Source organism: Nocardiopsis protaetiae (assembly GCF_045446735.1).
Classification (GTDB): Bacteria; Actinomycetota; Actinomycetes; order Streptosporangiales; family Streptosporangiaceae; genus Nocardiopsis; species Nocardiopsis protaetiae.
Genome location: NZ_JBJJBV010000257.1, coordinates 1 through 17291, shown reverse-complemented (window position 1 = coordinate 17291; position 17291 = coordinate 1). Strand labels below are relative to the sequence as shown.

Genomic DNA, 17291 nt, shown 5'->3' with positions numbered 1-17291 from the left:
GGCCGCCCGTGCCTTCCCCGAAGGCGGCCCCGGCGGGTGCGGTCGCGGAAGCCCGTGGGCGGGTGCTGGGAGTCGCCCCCTGGGAGGGTGCGTCGCGGCCGCACGGTCAGAGGTCAGAGGGGGCGGCGGTCCACCAGGGCGCGCACGGTGATGGGGGTGGCGGCGCCGCCCTCCCAGTCCCAGTACAGGGACAGCTCCTCGACGGTGCGCAGACCGCCCGAGCGGGGACGGGCGAGGGGGAAGGAGCACACCCCGGACGGGCAGGGGGCGGCCCCTTGGTCGGTGACCGATACCTGGAGGTCGAACCGGCCGCGCACGATCTCCAGCTCCGCCCGCCCGCCGGGCAGCCCCGAACGCGTCCACCGGTGGGCGTTGTGGACCAGGGCCACCGCGATACGGGCGACCCGGTCGGCGACCTCAGCGGTGTCGTCGGTCTGGCGGTGCGCCCACGCGTGGATGTGCGCGGTGTACCAGGTGGTGTCGTTGGGGTCGGCGGCCGGGATGTGCAGGGCCGCCACGTCACCGCGGCAGGTGCGTTTGGGCAGCGGGGTTTTCAGAACCGGGGGCTCTGTGCCGGTCGCGGCGGGGGCGGTAGGCTGCATGTCGTCTTCACCTCGGTTGGTTCGGGGTGGGGCACCTGGCCTCGGCAGCCGTCGCAACCGGCCGCCGGGGCTTTTCTTGTGTCTGAACGCCTCTTGTGATGACGACTATGCACAACCCCAGTTCAGGGCGCTATGACAACATGAAAACTGTTCTCTGATGAATCTGTCAGTGGCAGAAAGTCGCGACATGTTGTTCACTGTTGCCATGCCCAAAGACGTTCATCCCAAGTGGGTTCCGTTTGGCAAGCATGTTCGGAAGCTCCGTGAAGAGCGGGGGCTATCTCTGGCCGACGTCGGCGAACGGCTCGGTGTCACAGGATCGATGGTCGGCGCTATCGAACGCGCCACACGCCCGCCAAGGCGCCCACATGTGGACAAATTGGAAGCGCTGTTCGCAACAAACGGTGAGCTTCTGAGTTTTTGGAAGGACACCAAGATCGAAGGGGTGATCCCCGAGCAGTTGCGGAACGCTTTGTCCCTGGAGCGGAAAGCAACCCAGATCCGGGAGTATCAATCCATCATCTTCCCCGGCGTGACCCAGACGCCGGATTATGCGCGTGCCCTGATCAAAGCGCGAACACCTGAGGCCACGGCCGAGGAGGTCGAGGAGATCGTCCACGCTCGTGTCGTCCGGTTGGACGCTCTGAAGCAGCGTTCGGTCAGGATGTGGTTCCTGGTGGATGACGTCGTGCTGGCTCGCCCCGTTGGCTCCCGGGAAGTTCTCGCCGAACAGCTCGCGTGGGTCGAAAAGCTGGTCAAGGGCGGTACGATCCGGTTCCAAGCCATCCCCCTTGAGGGAGCGCCGGGCCTTTGCGCTCCTTACCGTGTCGTGGACTTGGGGCCACGTCGGCAGGCCCTGTACCTAGAGCACGCCATGGGGGGTGAGATCGTAGACACGGAGAAGACCGTGAGGGACGCGTTCGATCTGTTCAGTGCGATGCAGGGCGAGGCGCTTTCAACACGGGCGACTCTTGAGCTGATCAGTCGGATTAAGGAGCAGCAGGCCGCATGAACGAGTGGCACAAGTCGAGCTACAGCGACGGTGGCGGCGGCAACTGCGTGGAGGTCGCTGAAGGGCGTAAGACTCTGGTCCGCGATACGCAGAACCGGGAGCTGGGCCACCTCGGGTTCGAGGCCGGGGAATGGGCCGCGCTCCTGAACACCCTCACGAAGTAGCAGCTGCGCGAACAGAACCGGCCCCCGCCAGAGATAGTGGCGGGGGCCGGTCGTATGTCGCGACGCATCCGAGGCTATCCGTTAGTCAACCCGCGGAGTGAGGACCATGGTCAGGTGTCGACGTGTGCCGCCCATGCCTCGGCGGCCTCGGCCATCGCCTCCAACCATGTCTCCTCCGGCCACCGGTCTGCGAACGAACGCTGGAGCGCCGCGTTCGCTCGTGCGAACACCCGCACCGCAGCCTCGTCACCCTTCCAACCGTCCACCCCGGACACCCGACCCTTCACCTCGGCCGGCGAACAACCCGCTGACACGAGCTGCACCGCCAGACACGTGAGGGAGACCACCGGTGAGGCAAGGGTGGGCCACGACCAGTCGACCAGCCACACCCGCCCCTCGGGGGAGATCAGGACGTTTCTGGGATGTAGATCGGTGTGCGTCAACGTGTCGCCACGCAGCAGATGACGGTCCTCCTGCGGGGTGAACCGGTCCCACCGAGTCTCCTCCCACCCGACCACATTCGCCGGGACGGGGAGGGCCGCGATGCTGTTGAGGGCTTCCACGAGCAGCGGCAGATCCGCCGACCCCGGCCCGAAGTCCGCGTATCGGCCCCCCACCTTCTCGAACCCCAGCGCCACCCACCCGTTACCGCGAGCCTGCCACAACAAAGCAGGGGACAGGCCGCCGCTGTGAGCCGCCATCTCCGCTTCGCGGAGGGCTTCGTCCAAGCGGCCTCCCGGCCGGTCCGGTACGGCCTTGACGAACACCTCTTGGCCGGTGCCGGTGGTGATGATGGTAGTGGTGGCGTTGCTGTGCCCGTCGCCGATGGGGGTCGTGGTGCGGATGCTTCCCACCTGCGACGCGATCAACTTTTCGAGTTCAGGCGTCATCGTCGGTTCTACCTTCGGGGCATGCATCCGCTGTCGGGAACGCCGGGCGAACACCACCGGTCCGGGCCGCACGGTTTCGTCGGTGCCGGGGGAGGGGCCGGTTCGTCGTCCTTCTTGGCCGCGGTGATCGTGTCCCGGGCTCGGGCCATCGGCACCCCGGCGAGGATATCGGCCAGCAGGGTCTTCTGGGCGTTGCCGACACCCATCCACGCGGACATGATGCACGGCGACACGGTGCCATCGGGTCCCACTGACGCCCGGCCGTCGCCGCACGCCCCGCACAGCCCGGACAGGTCCTCACCCGTGCCGGGGTTGCCTCGGCCGAACGGGCGCACACGGTCGACGCCGATCCGCTCGATGCCGAGCGCTTCGAGGTCCGCGCGGGTCTCCTCCACCCCCTCCCCGTCCGGGGTGATGATTGAGTCCCGAAGGCGCACGCCCTGTTCGATGGCGCTGATGATGTTCGCCCGGGTGTGCCGGTGGGAGGCCGGGCGGCCGGTCATCGTGTTGTGGCGGTCCGGGATGTGGCTGTAGTACGACGTCGCCACCGACGCCCGTGAGTGAGCGAGCAGCTCCCACCAGGCGTCGGCCACCTTGATGAGGTTGGAGTACACCTCGACGTGCAGGTCGGCGTCCAAGGCCCGGCGGGCGATGTCCAGCGCGTCCGGGTGCAGGGTGGGTTCCCCGCCGATGAGCTGGACGAGTTCGACGCCCGCGAGGGCGGCCTGGTCCACGACCGCGAACCAGTGCTCGCGGGTCATGGTGCCGTGGTCGCCTGTGGGCCCGGAGGAGTTGTAGCAGTGCGAGCACGCGAGCTGGCACTTGCGGGTCAGGTCGAGCCACAGCATCCGCGCTGCGGGCGCCGCGGGGGTGGGGGTGTATTCGGTTATGGTCACAGGGTTTCTCCCGTGGGTTGCGGTGTGAGGCACCACACGGAAAACCGTAACCCACGGGGCACTCGCTGTCACCGGATCGGCAGAACCCGGACACGTGACCGCCCTGCTGGGAGTGGAACGCGCTCCTGAGCACCATCAGCACCAGGTGACACCTGCGTCCGGACCGGTTCAGGGCAGGGCCAGGTTCACCGCAGGCGCGTGTCCGGGGTGTCCACCCACAGGTGCGTTCCCTCCACGTCCACGGTCACGCCGAGCCGGTCCCGGCCCGGCCGACCGGTCCGCTGCCACACCTCCCACGCGGTGCCGACCTCCGCCCACAGGTCCCGCGACCCGTCGCGCTTGGCCTCGTACGGTTCCCCCGCAGGGGTGTACTCGCCCAGCACCCACGACCCGTCCGGGGTCGCCACATGGACAGAGGCTTCCCCGGCCCACTCCGACCGGTCCTCCGCAGCCTCATAGACCACATACCGCAGCTCCGGCACCAGATGCCCCAGGACGAGCTGCCACCCCTGGTTCCGATAGGCGACGACCCGCGGGTTCACCTCCGTGGTGCCCTCACGCACCGTGGAAGCGTCCTCGTCCACCAGATCCCGCGCCCGGCGACGGTCGGAACGTTGCGCCCGCAGCACCATGAACGCCGCGTCCCCGACGACACGGCCGTGTGCGACACGGCCTTCGGCGACCTCCAGCCGCAGCAGCACCCCCGGTGTATTGCCCACCTCGAACGGGGTCACGACCACCCCGCCCGGCCGGACCTGCCGAACCCACGCGTGGGGCACCGCCCCGCGCGCCGCGACCGTGGCGAGCAGCCGGTCGAACCCGCCCTCGCCCTGTTCCCTTCGGGACCGTCGGCGAGCGCGGACAGGGTCATCCCGTCGTCGTCCAGCACGGTCGGTGTGTACCCGGCACGGGTGAGGTTGCCGATCGCGGTCTCGGCCAGCCCCTTGTCGACCTCCACCGACACCACCGCCCCCTCTCCCAGGGCGTGGCACAGAAGCGCGGTGTTGTACCCCGTCCCCGTCCCGATCTCCAACACCCGGTGCCCGGGCCGGGCATCAAGCCACTGGAGCATGTCCACCACGAGCGACGGCTGGGAGATGCCGGAGGTGCGCAGCCGCCCCCATCCCTCCTCGCCGTTGGGCCCTCCCGCCGGATGGCCGTCGTCCACCTGCGTGGCCAGGGCGTAGTCCTCATGGACCCATCGGGCCCGGTCGGGGTCATCGCGGCCGACCGGACGGAAGAACCCCGGATCGTCGGCCGCGGTGATCCACACGGTGTCGGGGATGAACGCGGCCCGGTCGACGTCCAGGAGCGCCCTGTGCCACCGGGGTTGGATGACCTGGCCCGCAGCGGTGAGGGCACGGGCCAGACGGAGGCCGGGAGGACTCACGTGCCAGGGTCCTTGCCATCGCCGGATTGGGAAGGCAGCGGTTCGCTTCCGTGCTTCTTGGGGTCGGTGCCGTCGCCCGCGGCGCTCCCCCCGCTTCCGGTGTCGGCGCTGTCGGGTTTCTCGTGCCTGCCCATGACGGGACCTCCTGGGGGTGTGCGGACACGGTCAGCGGAACTGTAACCCGAATGGCACTGGCCGTCACCGGATTGGCGGAACCCGGACACACGAAGTGGTCGCGGCCCCGGGCGGGCGGCCGGGGCCGGCACCGGTCAGCGGGGGGCGCCCATGAGGCCGATGTCGACGGACTGAATGGTCCCGTCGCCACTGAACAGGACGCGGGCCTCGTAGAGGCCGAACAGGCCGCCGAGTGCTTCGGGCCCGTAGATGTTCAGGGTGGGCAGACCGAAGGCCTCGAAGTAGCCGCGTGCGAGGGCGCGCATGCCGCGGCGCAGGTGCTCGCGGGGAGCGACCGGGTGCAGCAGGTTCGCGGCACTCAAAATCACGTCGGAGACACGGCCGAGATCGGCGCCGGCGGCCGGGACCGCCGGGTCGGTCACCGCCACGTAGCGGGTGCGTCCCCCCTCCACCGGAAGGGCCACAACGCCGCGACCCGATCCCAGGTCGGCGGCGGTGCGGGTCAGGATGTCGACGACATTGCCCGGGCGCCGGTGCCCCGACAGGTCCACGACGTCGGCCGCGAACTCGGGGTGGCCGCCGTCGCGGGCCGCCGCCCGCAGCAGATCGGCTCCCTCCCAGTCCGACCACTCCCAGGTGGCGGCCGCGGGGTCGAGGACACCGATCTCACGGCCCGCGACCACGACCGGACCGGGGGCATCGGCCTCTGTCTCATAGCTCAGGGTGGCGGTGTCGGCATCCCAGGCAGGCCCCTCCTGGGTGGTCCACCCCGCCTCGCTCAGGTGATCGCCCAAGGCCGGGTCCTGGGCGAGGGCGTGCGCCAGGCGGGGCAGCACCGTCGGCAGCAGCCCCGCGGGGAACGGCTCCAACTGCTGTCCCGCACCGGTCCGCCGCAGGCCGATCGGCGCGGCGCCCGGCCCCGGCAGCGGCTCGCCCCCGTCCGGGCCGGTGACCTCCACCCCGTCGAGGGTGTCGTTCTCACCGATCCGCGCCGTGAGGACGTTGCCGTTGTCGAAAACGCCGCGGATCTCGCCCGCACCGACGTTCTCGGTGAGCCCGTGGTGGGCGAGGTAACCCAGCACGACCACGGTGGCGTACCCGCCCTCCCCGTCCCAGGCCGGATCACCGAAGAGCAGCGAACCGGTGCGCAGGAACTCCTGAGTCCTGGCCCCCGGCCGGGCGTAGGGGACCGCGGGGTCGGTCACCACGAGGAAGGTGCGGGCGCGCCCCGCGTGGTTGAAGATCACCAGCCCCCGGGCCCCCAGCACCCCCATGGCGGCCAGCGCCAGGTGGTCCGAGCCCAGCCGCGGGTCGGGCAGGTGGTTCAGGTCCACCAACCCCTCGGTGAACTCGGGCGCGCCCGCCCCGGCGACCAGGTCGCGCAGCCGCTCCGCCTCCGCGATGGCCGGCGACCCCTCGAAGTGCGGGTTGGCCCACCCCCACAGCCACGTGCCGTCCTCGGCGTAGCTGCCCAGCAGCCCCGTCCCCAGCTCGTACCCGCCCCGCCGTACCGTGCCCGCCGCGAAGTCGGTCTGCACGTCACCGTCCGGGACGAGCTCATCGAACAGGTTGTACTGCTCCAGCACCCACCCCAGGTGCGGTCGGGCGAGGTCGTGGAATTCCCGGCTGTAGAACGGGCGCATGGGTGTGGTGTCTCCGGATCTCACGTCAGGGTCTGTCGGCGGCGGGTACGACGCCGGGCGCACCCGTCCGGTTCTCCGCCCCACCCCCGCGCCCGCCCCCGGCCGCGACGGATCAGGGCCTCAGACACGGCACAGGACGGTGCCGCGGGGGATGACGAACACCGCGTCGGGATCCCGGCTCCAGGCCGCCCACCCCGCCGAGATGCCTTCCAGGTCGGCCGGGGTGGCGAACCCCTCCGCGACGGCCTGGCGGGCCAGGTCCGACTCCAGGATGCGGCGCGACCACATGCCGCCCCACCAGGAGCGGCGCTCGGGGGAGGAGTGGTCCCACACCTCGGCGGCGTATTCGACGTCCTCGAACTCGGCGGTGCGGGCCCAGGCGCGCAGCCGCCGCCCCGCGTCCGGCTCCCCGCCGTTGGCGCGCGCCACCCGCTGGTACAGGTCCATCCACGCGTCCAGCTCCGGCAGCCGCGGGAACCAGTACATCCCCGAGTAGTCGCTGTCGCAGGCCGCCACCACCCCGCCCGGGGCGGTGACCCGGCGCATCTCGGCCAGCGCCCGCACCGGGTCGGCCACGTGCTGCAACACCTGGTGGGCGTGCACCACGTCGAACGAGGCGTCGGGCAGGTCCAGGTCGTGGACGTCGCCGACCCGGAACTCGATGTTCTCCGCGCCCTCCTTCTCGGCGGTGGCCCGGGCCAGCTCCACCGCCTCGGCCGAGGCGTCCAGCGCCACCACCCGCCCCGGCGCCACCCGCGCGGCCAGGTCGATGGTGATGGTGCCCGGCCCGCAGCCGACGTCCAGCAGCGAACGCCCCGGGGTCATCTCGGCGAGCGCGTACCCCGCCGAGTTGGCCGCGTTGCGCCAGCGGTAGGAGTCGGTGACCGAGGGGTGCTGGCCGTGGGTGTAGCGCGTCATGATCGCCCTTTCCGTCGGGGGACCGCCGTGGTCGCGGTGCCCCCGACCCTACACCCGCCGTCTCTAAAAGTGAGATGGAAATATCACTATGTGAGACGTCAATCCCGGACGACCCGCTCCACCAGGTCCAACAGCGCGGCCGTCCCCGCCGCGTCCCCCAGGACCACCAGCCGCAGGCTGCGCGCCCCCGGGTCGTGCACCGCCTGGACGTGGATCCGCGGCCGCCCCTGCCCCGGCGTGGCCGCCGCCGCGGTGACCAGCGTCGTCACCCGGTCGGCCCGGTCCCGGTCCACCCCCTCCAGGCGCACCACCGTCGACACCTCCACCGACACCGGCCCCGACGGCTCGGCCGCCTCCACCGGGCCGCCGCCGAACGCCTCCAGGTCCTCGCGGCGGATCCGGTACTGCTTGCCGATGCGCGTGGCCGCCAGCCGCCCGTCGCGGATATAGCCGCGCACGGTCTTCACGTGCAGCCCCAACAGCTCCGCCACCTGGTCCACCGAGTAGTACCGCTGCTCCACAAAACATCCCTTCACCACCGGATATCCCCTGATCATAGGGCGCCACAGGGCAGGATGAGGGAGCTTGGAAACATCTGAGAAAAACCACCGGGACCGCGATGAGTTCCGCCCCGGCCCCGGGTCTGTACCTGTGACGGAGCAACACGCACCCGAAGGGAAACGACCATGACCGAGCTCAAGATCACCCCGTGCCTGTGGTTCGACGGCCAGGCGGAGGAGGCCGCGAACTTCTACGTGGGCGTGTTCGACGACGCCCGCATCCTCAAGGTCGTCCACAACGGCCCCGGCATGCCCGGCTCCGAGGGCTCGGTCCTGACCGTCGACTTCGAGATCCAGGGCCAGCGGATCACCGCCCTCAACGGCGGCCCGGAGTTCACCTTCAGCGAGGCGTTCTCCCTCCAGGTCCCGTGCGCCGACCAGGCCGAGTCCGACCGCTACTGGTACGCCCTGCTGGAGGGCGGCGGCCAGGAGAGCCAGTGCGGGTGGCTCAAGGACCGCTACGGGTTCTCCTGGCAGGTCTTCCCGCGCGAGCTCGACGACCTGGTCTTCGACCCCGACCCCGCCCGGTCCGAGCGCGCCACCAAGGCCATGCTCTCCATGGGCCGCATCGACATCGACGAGGTGCGCCGCGCCGCCGACGCCGGCTGACCGGCCACCGCGGGCCGCCATCGAGGCCCTGCACCGAACAGCGGGCCCGTGCGGCCGGGGCGCGCCTGCCCGGCCGTACGGGCCCGCCCGTGTCCGTATCCGTGTCCGTGTCCGCTGTGCCTCACACCCGGATGAGCGTCAGGTACGCCATCCCCATCACCTCGCGCCAGCCGTCGACGCGGGCGACGCGGTGCCGCTCGGAGACGGCGCGGATCTCCTCGGCGTCGGGGGAGTCCGGGTTCTCCAGCAGCCACTCCTCCCACCCCGCGGCGTGCCGGTTCTCGAAGTCGTCCCACTCCTCCAGCGAGGCCTGCGACAGCGCCCGCAGCCGGAACCCGTAGGACAGCGCCAGGTCCACCAGACCGCGCATCGTCCGGTACTGCCCGCGCGGGGTGTCGTACATGGCCGCGAGTTCGGCGTCGGTGGGCTCGCGCAGCCAGAAGCACTCGCCGAACAGCAGCCGCCCGCCCGGCCGCAGCATCCCCGACAGCGCCTCCAGGGCGTTGGTGGTGTGCACGACCGGGTCGCCGCCCCAGGCGTGGGTGGAGCCGATGTTGAACACCACATCCGCCCACCCGTCGCCCTCCACCACCCTCAACGGACGGCCTCCGGCCCCAGTCCCTTCCCCATCGTCGCCCTCCACCACCCTCAACGGACGGCCTCCGGCCCCAGTCCCTTCCCCATCGTCGCCCTCCACCACCCTCAACGGACGGCCTCCGCCCGCAGCCCCTTCCTCGCCACCGGCCCACGCCCCGGCGTCGCCCACCACCAGCTCCACCCGGTCGGCCAGCCCTCGCTTCTCGGCGTTGGCGCGCCCGTGTGCGATGGCGCCCTCGCCCAGGTCGATGCCGAACCCGGTGGCGGTCGGCGCCCCCTCCAGGGTGCGCAGCAGCAACTCCGCCCACCCGCACCCCACGTCCACCACGTGCTTGCCGTCGAGCGGCCCCAGGGTGTCGATGAGGCGGGCCGCGTGGGCGTCCGAGAGCGGCCCGTTGAAGTCGCAGTCGCGGTGCAGGGGAGGAAGCGCAGGAGTGACCATCCGCGCAGGTTCCCACGCGCCCCGCCCGCTGTCATCCGGTTTTCCCACCGCCGACGGCCCTTGCCGCCACCCCCCGGGGCCGGTCAGCCGCGGCCCCCGCGCGCCCCCGGGGCCCCGCCGCTCCCGCGCCCGGGGGCGGTGAGCGCGCAGTCGCCGCAGTAGCCCGACCCGGGCACCCGGTAGTACAGGCAGCAGGTGGTGCGCCGGAACACCGCCGCCCCGGCGGTGTCGCGGCCGGTGTAGGAACCGGTCCCGGCCAACGGCGGGGCCGCGGTCAGCAGGCGCACCACCTCCTCGGCGCGCCCGCGCACCGCGGGCCGGTCCAGGCCCAGCGAACGCGCCGCCCCCGCCAGCGCCGAGGCCGTGTTGCCGCGCAGCAGCCCCGGCGCCACCCGGTCCAGGGACGCCGCGACCGGCTCCAGCACCCCGGCCAGGACCGTGTCCGCGAGGTGCGCGGCCACCGCCGCGGGCTCGGGCGCGATCGCCTCCGCCCACCGCTGCGAGGTGCGCAGCACCACCGCCCCGGCCGCGTCCGGGTCCCGGTGGAAGGCGTCCGCCCGCAGCGCCGCCCCGTGGCACAGCGCCGCGGCCAGCACCGGCGACAGCAGCCGGGTGGCCAGCCCCTGCTGGAAGAGCGAGGCGCCCACCCGCCACTCCACCTCCCGCGCCGGGACCCCGGCGAACCCCGCCAGGCGCTCGCGCACCCGCTCCACCTCCGCCTCCACCTGCCCCGGCCCGGGCGCGCCCAGCGCCCGCCACCGGGGCCCGGGCGGCTCCGCCTCCAGGGCGAACAGCATGTTGATCCGGCCGATGTCGACCAGCACCGGGACCACCTCGACGCGCCCGTCCCCCACCCCGGCTCCTCCCCCTCACCGACCCTGTACTCCCCGGGTAGTGCCAACACCACCCCGTGTCCACGTGCTGATGGGATCGTGTCCCGACCGGACCCGAACCTAGATTGGGATACGTGACCGGCCACAGCACATCCCTCGCCCGCCCCGGCGGCCACGGCGGCCCGCCCGAGGCCCCCGCCGGGCTCGCGCGCGCCATCGCGGCGGCCCACGGGGCGCCCTGGCGCACCCGCGCGGTCGAGGTCGCCCACCTGATGACCTCGTTCTCGCTGTCGCTGTTCTACCTGATCCCCGCGCTCCTGCTGGTCGTCTCCGCCTCCTGGGTGGGGTTCATGATCGCCCCCGGGGGAGAGGACCCCTGGCGGGAGGGCCTGGACGGCCTCTTCACCAGCGCGCTGACCATGCTGGTCCTGCTGCCCGCCGCCGCGACCCTGCTCGCGAGGCTGGCCTGCCGGGTGCAGCGGCACCGGCTGAGCACGGTCTTCGGGATCGTGGAGACCGCCCCGCCCGACCCGCTGGCCCCCCACGGCCGCTGGTCGCGGCTGTGGCGGTTCGTGTTCGGCCGCGAGTCCTGGTCCATGGTCGTCTACACCACCGCCGCCGGGCTGCACGGGCTGCTGTTCGGCGGGGCCGTGGTGGTCCTGGTGGTGTGCGGACTGGCCGTCGCCGTCGGCGCCCTGGTCGGCATCGTGTTCATCCTCGTCCAGGGCCAGCCCTCGGACCTGGTCGGACCGCTGACCCAGGTGGTGCTGGCCCCGCTGGCCGTGCTCGTCGGGGTGCGCCTGACCCCGTACGCGGTCTCCACCGAGGTGGCGCTGCACCGGGCCCTGCTGTTCGACGCCCCCGAGGTGCGCATGCGCCGCCGCCTGTCCCACGTCCAGGACAGCCGCCTGCGCATGGTCGACGCCGCCGAGGCCGAACGCCGCCGCATCGAACGCGACCTGCACGACGGCGCCCAGCAGCGGCTGCTCGCCCTCACCCTGACGCTCACCCGGGCCCGCGCCCGCGTGGGCACCGACCCCGGCGCCGCCCTGGAACTCATCACCGAGGCCCAACGCGAGTCCCGCGAGGTCATGGAGGACCTGCGCGAGGTCGCCCGCGGCCTGCACCCGCGGGTGCTCACCGACCGCGGCCTGCCCGCCGCCCTGCCGGTGGCCGCCGGGCGCTCGCCCGTCCCGGCCAAGGTCGAGGTGGACCTGCCCGAGCGGCCCTCGGCGCGCGCCGAGGGCGTCGCCTACTACGTGGTGTGCGAGGCGCTCACCAACGTCGCCAAACACTCCGGCGCCGCCCGCGTCACCGTCTCCGCGCACCGTGTGGAGCGGCCCGCCCGCCGCGGCGGCGACCTGCTACGGGTCGCCGTCACCGACGACGGCGCGGGCGGCGCCGAACCCGATTCCGGCAGCGGCCTGTACGGGCTGTGGGACCGGGTGGACGCCGTCGACGGCGTCCTGACCGTGCACAGCCCGGCCGGGGAGGGCACCGTCCTGACCGCCGACATCCCTTGGGAGGCATGAGAACCGTGTTCCACGGCCACGACGCGCGAACGGTCCCCTACGGGGCCGCACAGGAGACCGGCGCCCCGGGCGAGGGGCCGCGGGTGATCATCGCGGAGGACTCGGTGCTGCTGCGCAGCGGCATGGTCCGGCTGCTGGAGGACGCCGGGGTGCACGTGCTGGCCCAGGTGGGCGACGCCGACACCCTGATGGACGCGATCGGCGACCACCCGGACGTGGACCTGTGCCTGGTGGACATCCGCATGCCGCCCACGTTCTCCGAGGAGGGCATCAAGGCGGGCATCCGCATCCGCGAGGAGCACCCCGACGTGGCGGTGCTGCTGCTGTCCCAGCACGTGGTGAGCCGCTACGCCGCCGAGCTGTTCGGCGGGCGCGACATGTCCAAGGTCGGCTACCTGCTCAAGGACCGGGTCGCCGACATCGACGAGTTCCTCACCGTGCTGCGCCGGGTGGCCGGCGGCGGCGCGGCCATCGACCCCGAGGTGGTGTCGCAGTTGCTCAGCGGGCACCGGGGCAGCGCCCTGGACCGGCTCACCCCCAGGGAGACCGAGGTGCTGGAGGTGATGGCCCAGGGGCTCAACAACGCGGGGATCGCCTCCCGGCTCACCGTCACCGAACGCGCCGTGGAAAAGCACATCCGGTCGATCTTCACCAAGCTCGACCTGGGCCAGGACGACCACGACCACCGCAGGGTGCAGGCGGTCCTGCACTACCTGCGCGACCACGACCGGAACTGACCGGCACCGGGACACAAGGGGGCGAGAGCCCGAACGGAAAGGGAAGACAGTGACATTCAAGGCGCGGGGGCTGTACGCCTCGTCGAGCAAGGAACCCCGCAGCGGGTTCCGCATCGGACCGTGGCTGGTGCTGGGCGGCGTCCTGGTGGTGGCCCTGATCGCGGTGACCGTGGTCTCGGTGCTGGGCAGCGTGGGGGTGGACCGGGGCGACCGGCAGGACTCCTTCGCCGCACCCGAGCGCGTGGTCATCGAGAACAGCACCGGCGGCCGGGTGACCTTCACCGCCGCCGAGGGCGACGAGGTCCAGGTGGCCCGGGAGCTGCGCGGCACCCCCCTCACCGAACCCGACGAGGAGATCGAGCCCGACGACGTGACCCTGAGCATCGAGGCCGACTGCACCGGGGTGTGGTTCCTGGGCGGCTGCTCGATCGACTACGACATCGCGGTGCCCGCCGGGGTGGAGGTGCAGGTGGAGACCATCGGCGGCGAGGTCACCGCCACCGGCCTGGACTCCGGGGTGGAGGTGACCACCATCAGCGGCGCCGTGGAGCTCACCGACATCACCGGCGACGTCCGGGCCGAGTCCACCTCCGGGCGGATCGAGGCCGCGGGCATCTCCGGGTCGGCGGATCTTGAGTCCACCAGCGGCCGCATCACCGCCTCCGGCGAGGGCGAGCGGCTGCGCGCCGTCAGCACCTCCGGCGAGGTGGACGTGGCCGCGTTCACGGCGGGCGCGGTGGAGGCCGAGTCCGTCAGCGGCAGCGTGTCCGTGGGCGGCGGGTTCGACACCGCCGAGGTCTCCTCGGTGTCCGGGAGCGTGGAGGTGGCCACCGGCGACCCGTTCCAGACCCTGGCGGTGGAGACCACCAGCGGCTCGGTCGACATCCGCGTCCCGGCGGGCTCCTACGACGTGACCGGCGAGTCCGTCTCGGGCGGGCGCGACATCGGGGTGGACACCTCCTCCTCCGGTCCGCGCGTGCAGGTGGACACCGTCAGCGGCGCCGTCCAGGTCCGCGAACGCTGACGGCCCGAACACGCAGGGCCCGGACGTCCGGGCGCGAACCCCGGTGTGCGAACGCCGGGGTTCACCCGCGGGTGAAGCGCAGCGCCGCCCAGTCCGAGTCGACCGGCACCTGGGCGGCGGGGCGCCACCCGTCGTCCACCAGTACGTCCCACCCCTTGTCCGCGCGCAGGTCCGTGATGATGGTGCCGCCCGGCCGGGGATAGCACACCCACACCGCCGTGGCCGGGGACAGGGTCTTGAGGATCGGGTGGACCTCGCGGTCCACCGTCGCCCGGTCCAGGGCGAACAGGTGCACCGAGTCGTACTCCGCGCCCTCGATGGGGCCCAGGTCGATGTGCACGTCGGGCGGCGGTTCCAGCAGCCGCAGATACCGCTCGGGGGCGTTGAGGACGAGCAGCCGGTCCCCGGGGCGGACCCCGAGCCTGTGGGCGAGCGTCTCCGACATGTCCCCCTCCGATTCCTGCGGACGGACCCCTTCGCGTCCTAGGGGACACCGTAAGGGCCCTACGCCGGGAAACCCAGGACCTGCCCCCCGTCGACCCGGAGATGACCGGGTTTTTAGGATGCATCCATGACAGATGAGAACGGCGTACTGCGCTGGGGCGTGCTCGGCACGGGCGGCATCGCCCATTCCTTCATGGAGGGCCTGCGGGCCACCCCCACGGCGCGCGTCACCGCGGTGGGCTCGCGCACCCTGGACCGGGCGCGGGAGTTCGCGTCGGCCTGGGGCGTGCCCCGCGCCCACGGGTCCTACGCCGACCTGGCCGCCGACGCGGACGTGGACGCGGTGTACGTGGCCAGCCCCCACCCCTGGCACCACGAGCACACCCTGCTGTGCCTGAACGCGGGCAGGCACGTGCTGGTGGAGAAGCCCATGGCGATGAACGCCTTCCAGGTCGCGGAGATGACCCGGGCCGCCCGGGACAACGGTGTCTTCCTCATGGAGGCCATGTGGACCCGGTACCAGCCGGTCCACCGGCTGGTGCGCGACCTGGTCGCCGACGGCGCCCTGGGCGAGCTCACCCACCTGTCCGCCGACTTCGGGGTCAGCGCCCCCTACGACCCCGACCACCGGCTGTTCAACGCCGACCTGGGTGGCGGCGCCCTGCTGGACCTGGGCATCTACCCGCTGTCGCTGGCCTCCTGGTACCTGGGAGAGCTGACCGTGGTGGGCGCCGTCCGGCGCCTGTCGCCCGACAACATGGTGGACGTGCACACCGCGATGCTGGTGCGCGGGGAACAGGGCGCCACCGCCCACCTGACCTGCGCCTCGCTCACCGCCCTGCCGGGGACGGCGGTGCTGGCCGGGACGCGGGGGCGGGTGGAGATCCCCCTGTTCTGGGCGGCCACCGAGGCGGTGCTGTACCGCGAGGGCCGCGAACCGGAGACGTTCCACCGCCCCTTCCGCGCCAACGGCTACGAGTACGAGGCCGAGGAGGTCGCCCGGTGCGTGGGCGCCGGGCTGTCCCAGAGCCCGGACATGACCTGGGACGAGAGCCTGCGCCTGGCCTCGCTGATGGACAGGGTGCGCGACATGGGCGGGCTGGTCTACTCTTCCTATCCGAGAGCACTCCGACCTTCAGGCCCAAGGTGAATCGAGCCTGAGCCTCCCCGATTTATTCCGGCCGGGATTTTCCGAGCTTCGTTTTCGTGGAAACGCCCGCGTGGCGACAGTGCGTGACGTTATGCTCTCGCACGTGAGTACGGACACCATGGTCAAGCGACAGGTCGGGCACCGCTCCCGGCTGGCGCTGTCACCTGCCCAGGTGTCGATGCTCGACGACCAGGCTCATGCCGCCCGCGCCGTGTGGAACCTCTTGCACGTGTGGTGGACCATGACCGGCGAGAACCGGCGGGTGTCGCTCAAGGACGCCGACGCGGCGATCAGACGGGCTCGCACGGATATCGACTGGCTGGCCGTGCTGCCCGCGCAAGCGGCCCAGGCCGTGCTCAAGACCTACTTCCAGGCGTGGCGCAACTGCTGGGAGGGCCGTGCGGGCGCGCCGACGTTCAAGTCCCGGCCGCGGTCGCCGATGTCGGTGGACGTGCCCCAGGGCGGGCACCTGAACATCGCCCGGGTGCACCGCCGATGGGGGATGGTGAACATCCCCAAGCTCGGCCGGGTCCGGTTCCGGTGGACCAAGGACCTGCCCGTGGGCAAACGCGCCGACGGGCAGAACCGGATCACCGGGGCCAGGCTGGTCAAGGACGCCCTGGGCTGGCATATCTGCTTCCGTGTCCAGACCCTGGAAGAAGCACCCGAGCCCCGCTCCGGGCCGGAGGTGGGCATCGACGCCGGGATCGCCGTCCCCCTCGCCCTGTCCGACGGCACCGTCTATGACCATCACCGCCCCCGCACCGCCAACGGCGGGAATGCGGATCGGGACAAGTGGTTGACCGCCGGAGAAAAGGCCGTGCTGGCCCGCCTGGAGAAGCAGGCCGCCCACCGCAAGGGCTTCCGCGTACGCGGGGAGACCATCTCCCGGCGCCTGGTGCGGACCTATGACCGGATCAAGGCGCTTCGCGCAAAAGCCACGCGCAGGCACCTGGACTGGCAGCACAAGACCACCACGCACATCGCCGACCGCTACGGCACCGTCGTGGTGGAGGACCTGGACATCACGCACATGACCCGCTCCGCCCGGGGCACGGTGGAAGAGCCCGGCGCCCGGGTGGCGCAGAAGGCCGGGCTCAACCGCGCCATCGCCCAGGAGGCGTGGGGGCGCACCATCACCCTGCTCGCCGACAAGCTGCCCCGGCGTGGTGGCGCCCTGTACCGGGTTCCGGCAGCGGGGACCTCTCGGCGGTGTTCGGAGTGCGGGTCCACCACCCCCGGTAGCCGGGAGTCGCAGGCGGTGTTCGTGTGCAGGAACCCGGCGTGCGGCTGGTCGGGCAACGCCGACCACAACGCCGCGCGCAACACCCTGCACCTGTACCGGACGGGCCACGCGCTCGTCCCGGCGGCCGGGAGGGCCGTCGCCAGGCGCGCACGACGCGTCAAGCCCGCCACCGCGAGGTAGGCGGGAATCTCCCGGCCGAAGGCCGGGAGAGCACTTCAAAGTGCGCCCACGGTCAAGACCGTGCCGCTGTGAGCAGGGCGGCGGTGTCGGGGTGGACCGGCGCGGCGGCACGCTCGCCGCGCCGGGGACGGCCGCCCAGGGCGGGCATGCGGCGCACCCGGGAGCGGGCGGCGCGGGCCAGGGCGCAGCGCGCCAGCGCGAGGGCGTCCAGGTGCGCGACCACCATGAGGGCGTCCTTGGGGCCGACGGTGCGGGCGACCAGGTCGTCGATGTCGCTGTGCCCGCTG

Annotated in this window: 19 protein-coding genes and 1 pseudogene; 8 read left to right on the top strand and 12 right to left on the bottom strand. The window is 72.2% G+C overall.

Annotation, left to right across the window (positions count from 1 at the left end; genetic code table 11):
• Positions 1-113: 113 nt before the first annotated feature.
• A complete protein-coding gene (locus ACJOT3_RS28180) occupies positions 114-602 on the bottom strand; it encodes a hypothetical protein (RefSeq protein ID WP_406976152.1) in 489 nt (162 codons plus the stop codon).
• 157 nt (positions 603-759) lie between these two features.
• On the opposite strand from ACJOT3_RS28180, the gene ACJOT3_RS28175 reads away from it, so the two are divergent.
• Complete coding sequence (locus ACJOT3_RS28175; RefSeq protein ID WP_406976151.1) at positions 760-1614, top strand: helix-turn-helix domain-containing protein; 855 nt, start codon at positions 760-762, stop codon at positions 1612-1614.
• A complete protein-coding gene (locus ACJOT3_RS28170) occupies positions 1611-1778 on the top strand; it encodes a DUF397 domain-containing protein (RefSeq protein ID WP_406976150.1) in 168 nt (55 codons plus the stop codon). The genes ACJOT3_RS28175 and ACJOT3_RS28170 overlap by 4 nt, the downstream gene beginning before the upstream one ends.
• A gap of 110 nt (positions 1779-1888) precedes the next feature.
• Here ACJOT3_RS28170 and ACJOT3_RS28165 read toward each other — a convergent pair whose 3' ends face one another.
• The 7 genes from ACJOT3_RS28165 to ACJOT3_RS28135 all read right to left on the bottom strand — a co-directional run bounded on the left by ACJOT3_RS28165 (position 1889) and on the right by ACJOT3_RS28135 (position 8171).
• Complete coding sequence (locus tag ACJOT3_RS28165) at positions 1889-2668, bottom strand: phosphotransferase family protein (RefSeq protein ID WP_406976149.1); 780 nt, start codon at positions 2666-2668, stop codon at positions 1889-1891.
• Positions 2669-2676: 8 nt separating this feature from the next.
• Positions 2677-3564 carry a radical SAM/SPASM domain-containing protein gene (locus tag ACJOT3_RS28160; protein ID WP_406976148.1) on the bottom strand — a complete coding sequence of 296 codons (888 nt, stop codon included), beginning with the start codon at positions 3562-3564 and terminating at the stop codon, positions 2677-2679.
• Between the two features lie 185 nt (positions 3565-3749).
• Positions 3750-4298 carry a hypothetical protein gene (locus tag ACJOT3_RS28155; protein ID WP_406976147.1) on the bottom strand — a complete coding sequence of 183 codons (549 nt, stop codon included), beginning with the start codon at positions 4296-4298 and terminating at the stop codon, positions 3750-3752.
• Entirely contained in the window at positions 4295-4954 is a 660-nt protein-coding gene (locus ACJOT3_RS28150; RefSeq protein WP_406976146.1) for a methyltransferase domain-containing protein, read from the bottom strand. The genes ACJOT3_RS28155 and ACJOT3_RS28150 overlap by 4 nt, the downstream gene beginning before the upstream one ends.
• Positions 4955-5223: 269 nt before the next feature.
• Positions 5224-6756 (bottom strand): DUF6882 domain-containing protein, encoded by a 1533-nt coding sequence (locus ACJOT3_RS28145; protein ID WP_406976145.1) that lies wholly within the window; start codon positions 6754-6756, stop codon positions 5224-5226.
• A gap of 96 nt (positions 6757-6852) precedes the next feature.
• Complete coding sequence (locus tag ACJOT3_RS28140; protein ID WP_406976144.1) at positions 6853-7650, bottom strand: class I SAM-dependent methyltransferase; 798 nt, start codon at positions 7648-7650, stop codon at positions 6853-6855.
• Between the two features lie 98 nt (positions 7651-7748).
• On the bottom strand, positions 7749-8171 hold the full coding sequence (locus tag ACJOT3_RS28135) for a helix-turn-helix domain-containing protein (protein ID WP_406976143.1): 423 nt from the start codon (positions 8169-8171) through the stop codon (positions 7749-7751).
• A 165-nt stretch (positions 8172-8336) separates the two neighbouring features.
• Between ACJOT3_RS28135 and ACJOT3_RS28130 the strand changes: the two genes are divergently transcribed.
• Positions 8337-8819 (top strand): VOC family protein, encoded by a 483-nt coding sequence (locus tag ACJOT3_RS28130; protein WP_406976142.1) that lies wholly within the window; start codon positions 8337-8339, stop codon positions 8817-8819.
• A 121-nt stretch (positions 8820-8940) separates the two neighbouring features.
• Here ACJOT3_RS28130 and ACJOT3_RS28125 read toward each other — a convergent pair whose 3' ends face one another.
• Positions 8941-9858: an SAM-dependent methyltransferase gene (locus ACJOT3_RS28125; protein ID WP_406976141.1), complete on the bottom strand. Its 918-nt coding sequence runs from the start codon at positions 9856-9858 to the stop codon at positions 8941-8943.
• A gap of 83 nt (positions 9859-9941) precedes the next feature.
• Positions 9942-10712 (bottom strand): (2Fe-2S)-binding protein, encoded by a 771-nt coding sequence (locus ACJOT3_RS28120; RefSeq protein ID WP_406976140.1) that lies wholly within the window; start codon positions 10710-10712, stop codon positions 9942-9944.
• A 194-nt stretch (positions 10713-10906) separates the two neighbouring features.
• On the opposite strand from ACJOT3_RS28120, the gene ACJOT3_RS28115 reads away from it, so the two are divergent.
• The 3 genes from ACJOT3_RS28115 to ACJOT3_RS28105 all read left to right on the top strand — a co-directional run bounded on the left by ACJOT3_RS28115 (position 10907) and on the right by ACJOT3_RS28105 (position 13984).
• The gene (locus tag ACJOT3_RS28115) at positions 10907-12223 is read left to right on the top strand and encodes a sensor histidine kinase (protein WP_406976154.1); all 1317 of its coding nucleotides are present in this window, start codon (positions 10907-10909) and stop codon (positions 12221-12223) included.
• A gap of 83 nt (positions 12224-12306) precedes the next feature.
• A complete protein-coding gene (locus tag ACJOT3_RS28110) occupies positions 12307-12960 on the top strand; it encodes a response regulator transcription factor (protein WP_406976153.1) in 654 nt (217 codons plus the stop codon).
• 49 nt (positions 12961-13009) lie between these two features.
• On the top strand, positions 13010-13984 hold the full coding sequence (locus ACJOT3_RS28105) for a DUF4097 family beta strand repeat-containing protein (RefSeq protein ID WP_406976139.1): 975 nt from the start codon (positions 13010-13012) through the stop codon (positions 13982-13984).
• Between the two features lie 61 nt (positions 13985-14045).
• On the opposite strand, the gene ACJOT3_RS28100 is transcribed toward ACJOT3_RS28105, so the two are convergent.
• Positions 14046-14429, bottom strand: coding sequence for a hypothetical protein (locus ACJOT3_RS28100; RefSeq protein ID WP_406976138.1), 384 nt, complete (start codon positions 14427-14429; stop codon positions 14046-14048).
• Positions 14430-14555: 126 nt separating this feature from the next.
• Here ACJOT3_RS28100 and ACJOT3_RS28095 point away from each other — a divergent pair, with 126 nt between their 5' ends.
• Together ACJOT3_RS28095 and ACJOT3_RS28090 are read left to right on the top strand one after the other, a co-directional pair.
• Positions 14556-15578, top strand: coding sequence for a Gfo/Idh/MocA family protein (locus ACJOT3_RS28095; RefSeq protein WP_406976137.1), 1023 nt, complete (start codon positions 14556-14558; stop codon positions 15576-15578).
• 103 nt (positions 15579-15681) lie between these two features.
• A complete protein-coding gene (locus ACJOT3_RS28090) occupies positions 15682-17004 on the top strand; it encodes an RNA-guided endonuclease InsQ/TnpB family protein (RefSeq protein WP_406976136.1) in 1323 nt (440 codons plus the stop codon).
• A gap of 52 nt (positions 17005-17056) precedes the next feature.
• Here the strand turns inward: ACJOT3_RS28090 and ACJOT3_RS28085 are convergent.
• Positions 17057-17291, bottom strand: a pseudogene (locus ACJOT3_RS28085) (GNAT family N-acetyltransferase); the annotation flags it as partial.

Excerpts from the sequence above, each read along its gene's own strand:
- ACJOT3_RS28095 (WP_406976137.1), top strand. The coding sequence starts at position 14,556 with ATGACAGATGAGAACGGCGTACTGCGCTGGGGCGTGCTCGGCACGGGC.
- ACJOT3_RS28165 (WP_406976149.1), bottom strand. The coding sequence starts at position 2,668 with ATGACGCCTGAACTCGAAAAGTTGATCGCGTCGCAGGTGGGAAGCATC.
- ACJOT3_RS28180 (WP_406976152.1), bottom strand. The coding sequence starts at position 602 with ATGCAGCCTACCGCCCCCGCCGCGACCGGCACAGAGCCCCCGGTTCTG.
- ACJOT3_RS28175 (WP_406976151.1), top strand. The coding sequence starts at position 760 with ATGAATCTGTCAGTGGCAGAAAGTCGCGACATGTTGTTCACTGTTGCC.
- ACJOT3_RS28170 (WP_406976150.1), top strand. The coding sequence starts at position 1,611 with ATGAACGAGTGGCACAAGTCGAGCTACAGCGACGGTGGCGGCGGCAAC.
- ACJOT3_RS28125 (WP_406976141.1), bottom strand. The coding sequence starts at position 9,858 with ATGGTCACTCCTGCGCTTCCTCCCCTGCACCGCGACTGCGACTTCAAC.
- ACJOT3_RS28100 (WP_406976138.1), bottom strand. The coding sequence starts at position 14,429 with ATGTCGGAGACGCTCGCCCACAGGCTCGGGGTCCGCCCCGGGGACCGG.
- ACJOT3_RS28140 (WP_406976144.1), bottom strand. The coding sequence starts at position 7,650 with ATGACGCGCTACACCCACGGCCAGCACCCCTCGGTCACCGACTCCTAC.
- ACJOT3_RS28130 (WP_406976142.1), top strand. The coding sequence starts at position 8,337 with ATGACCGAGCTCAAGATCACCCCGTGCCTGTGGTTCGACGGCCAGGCG.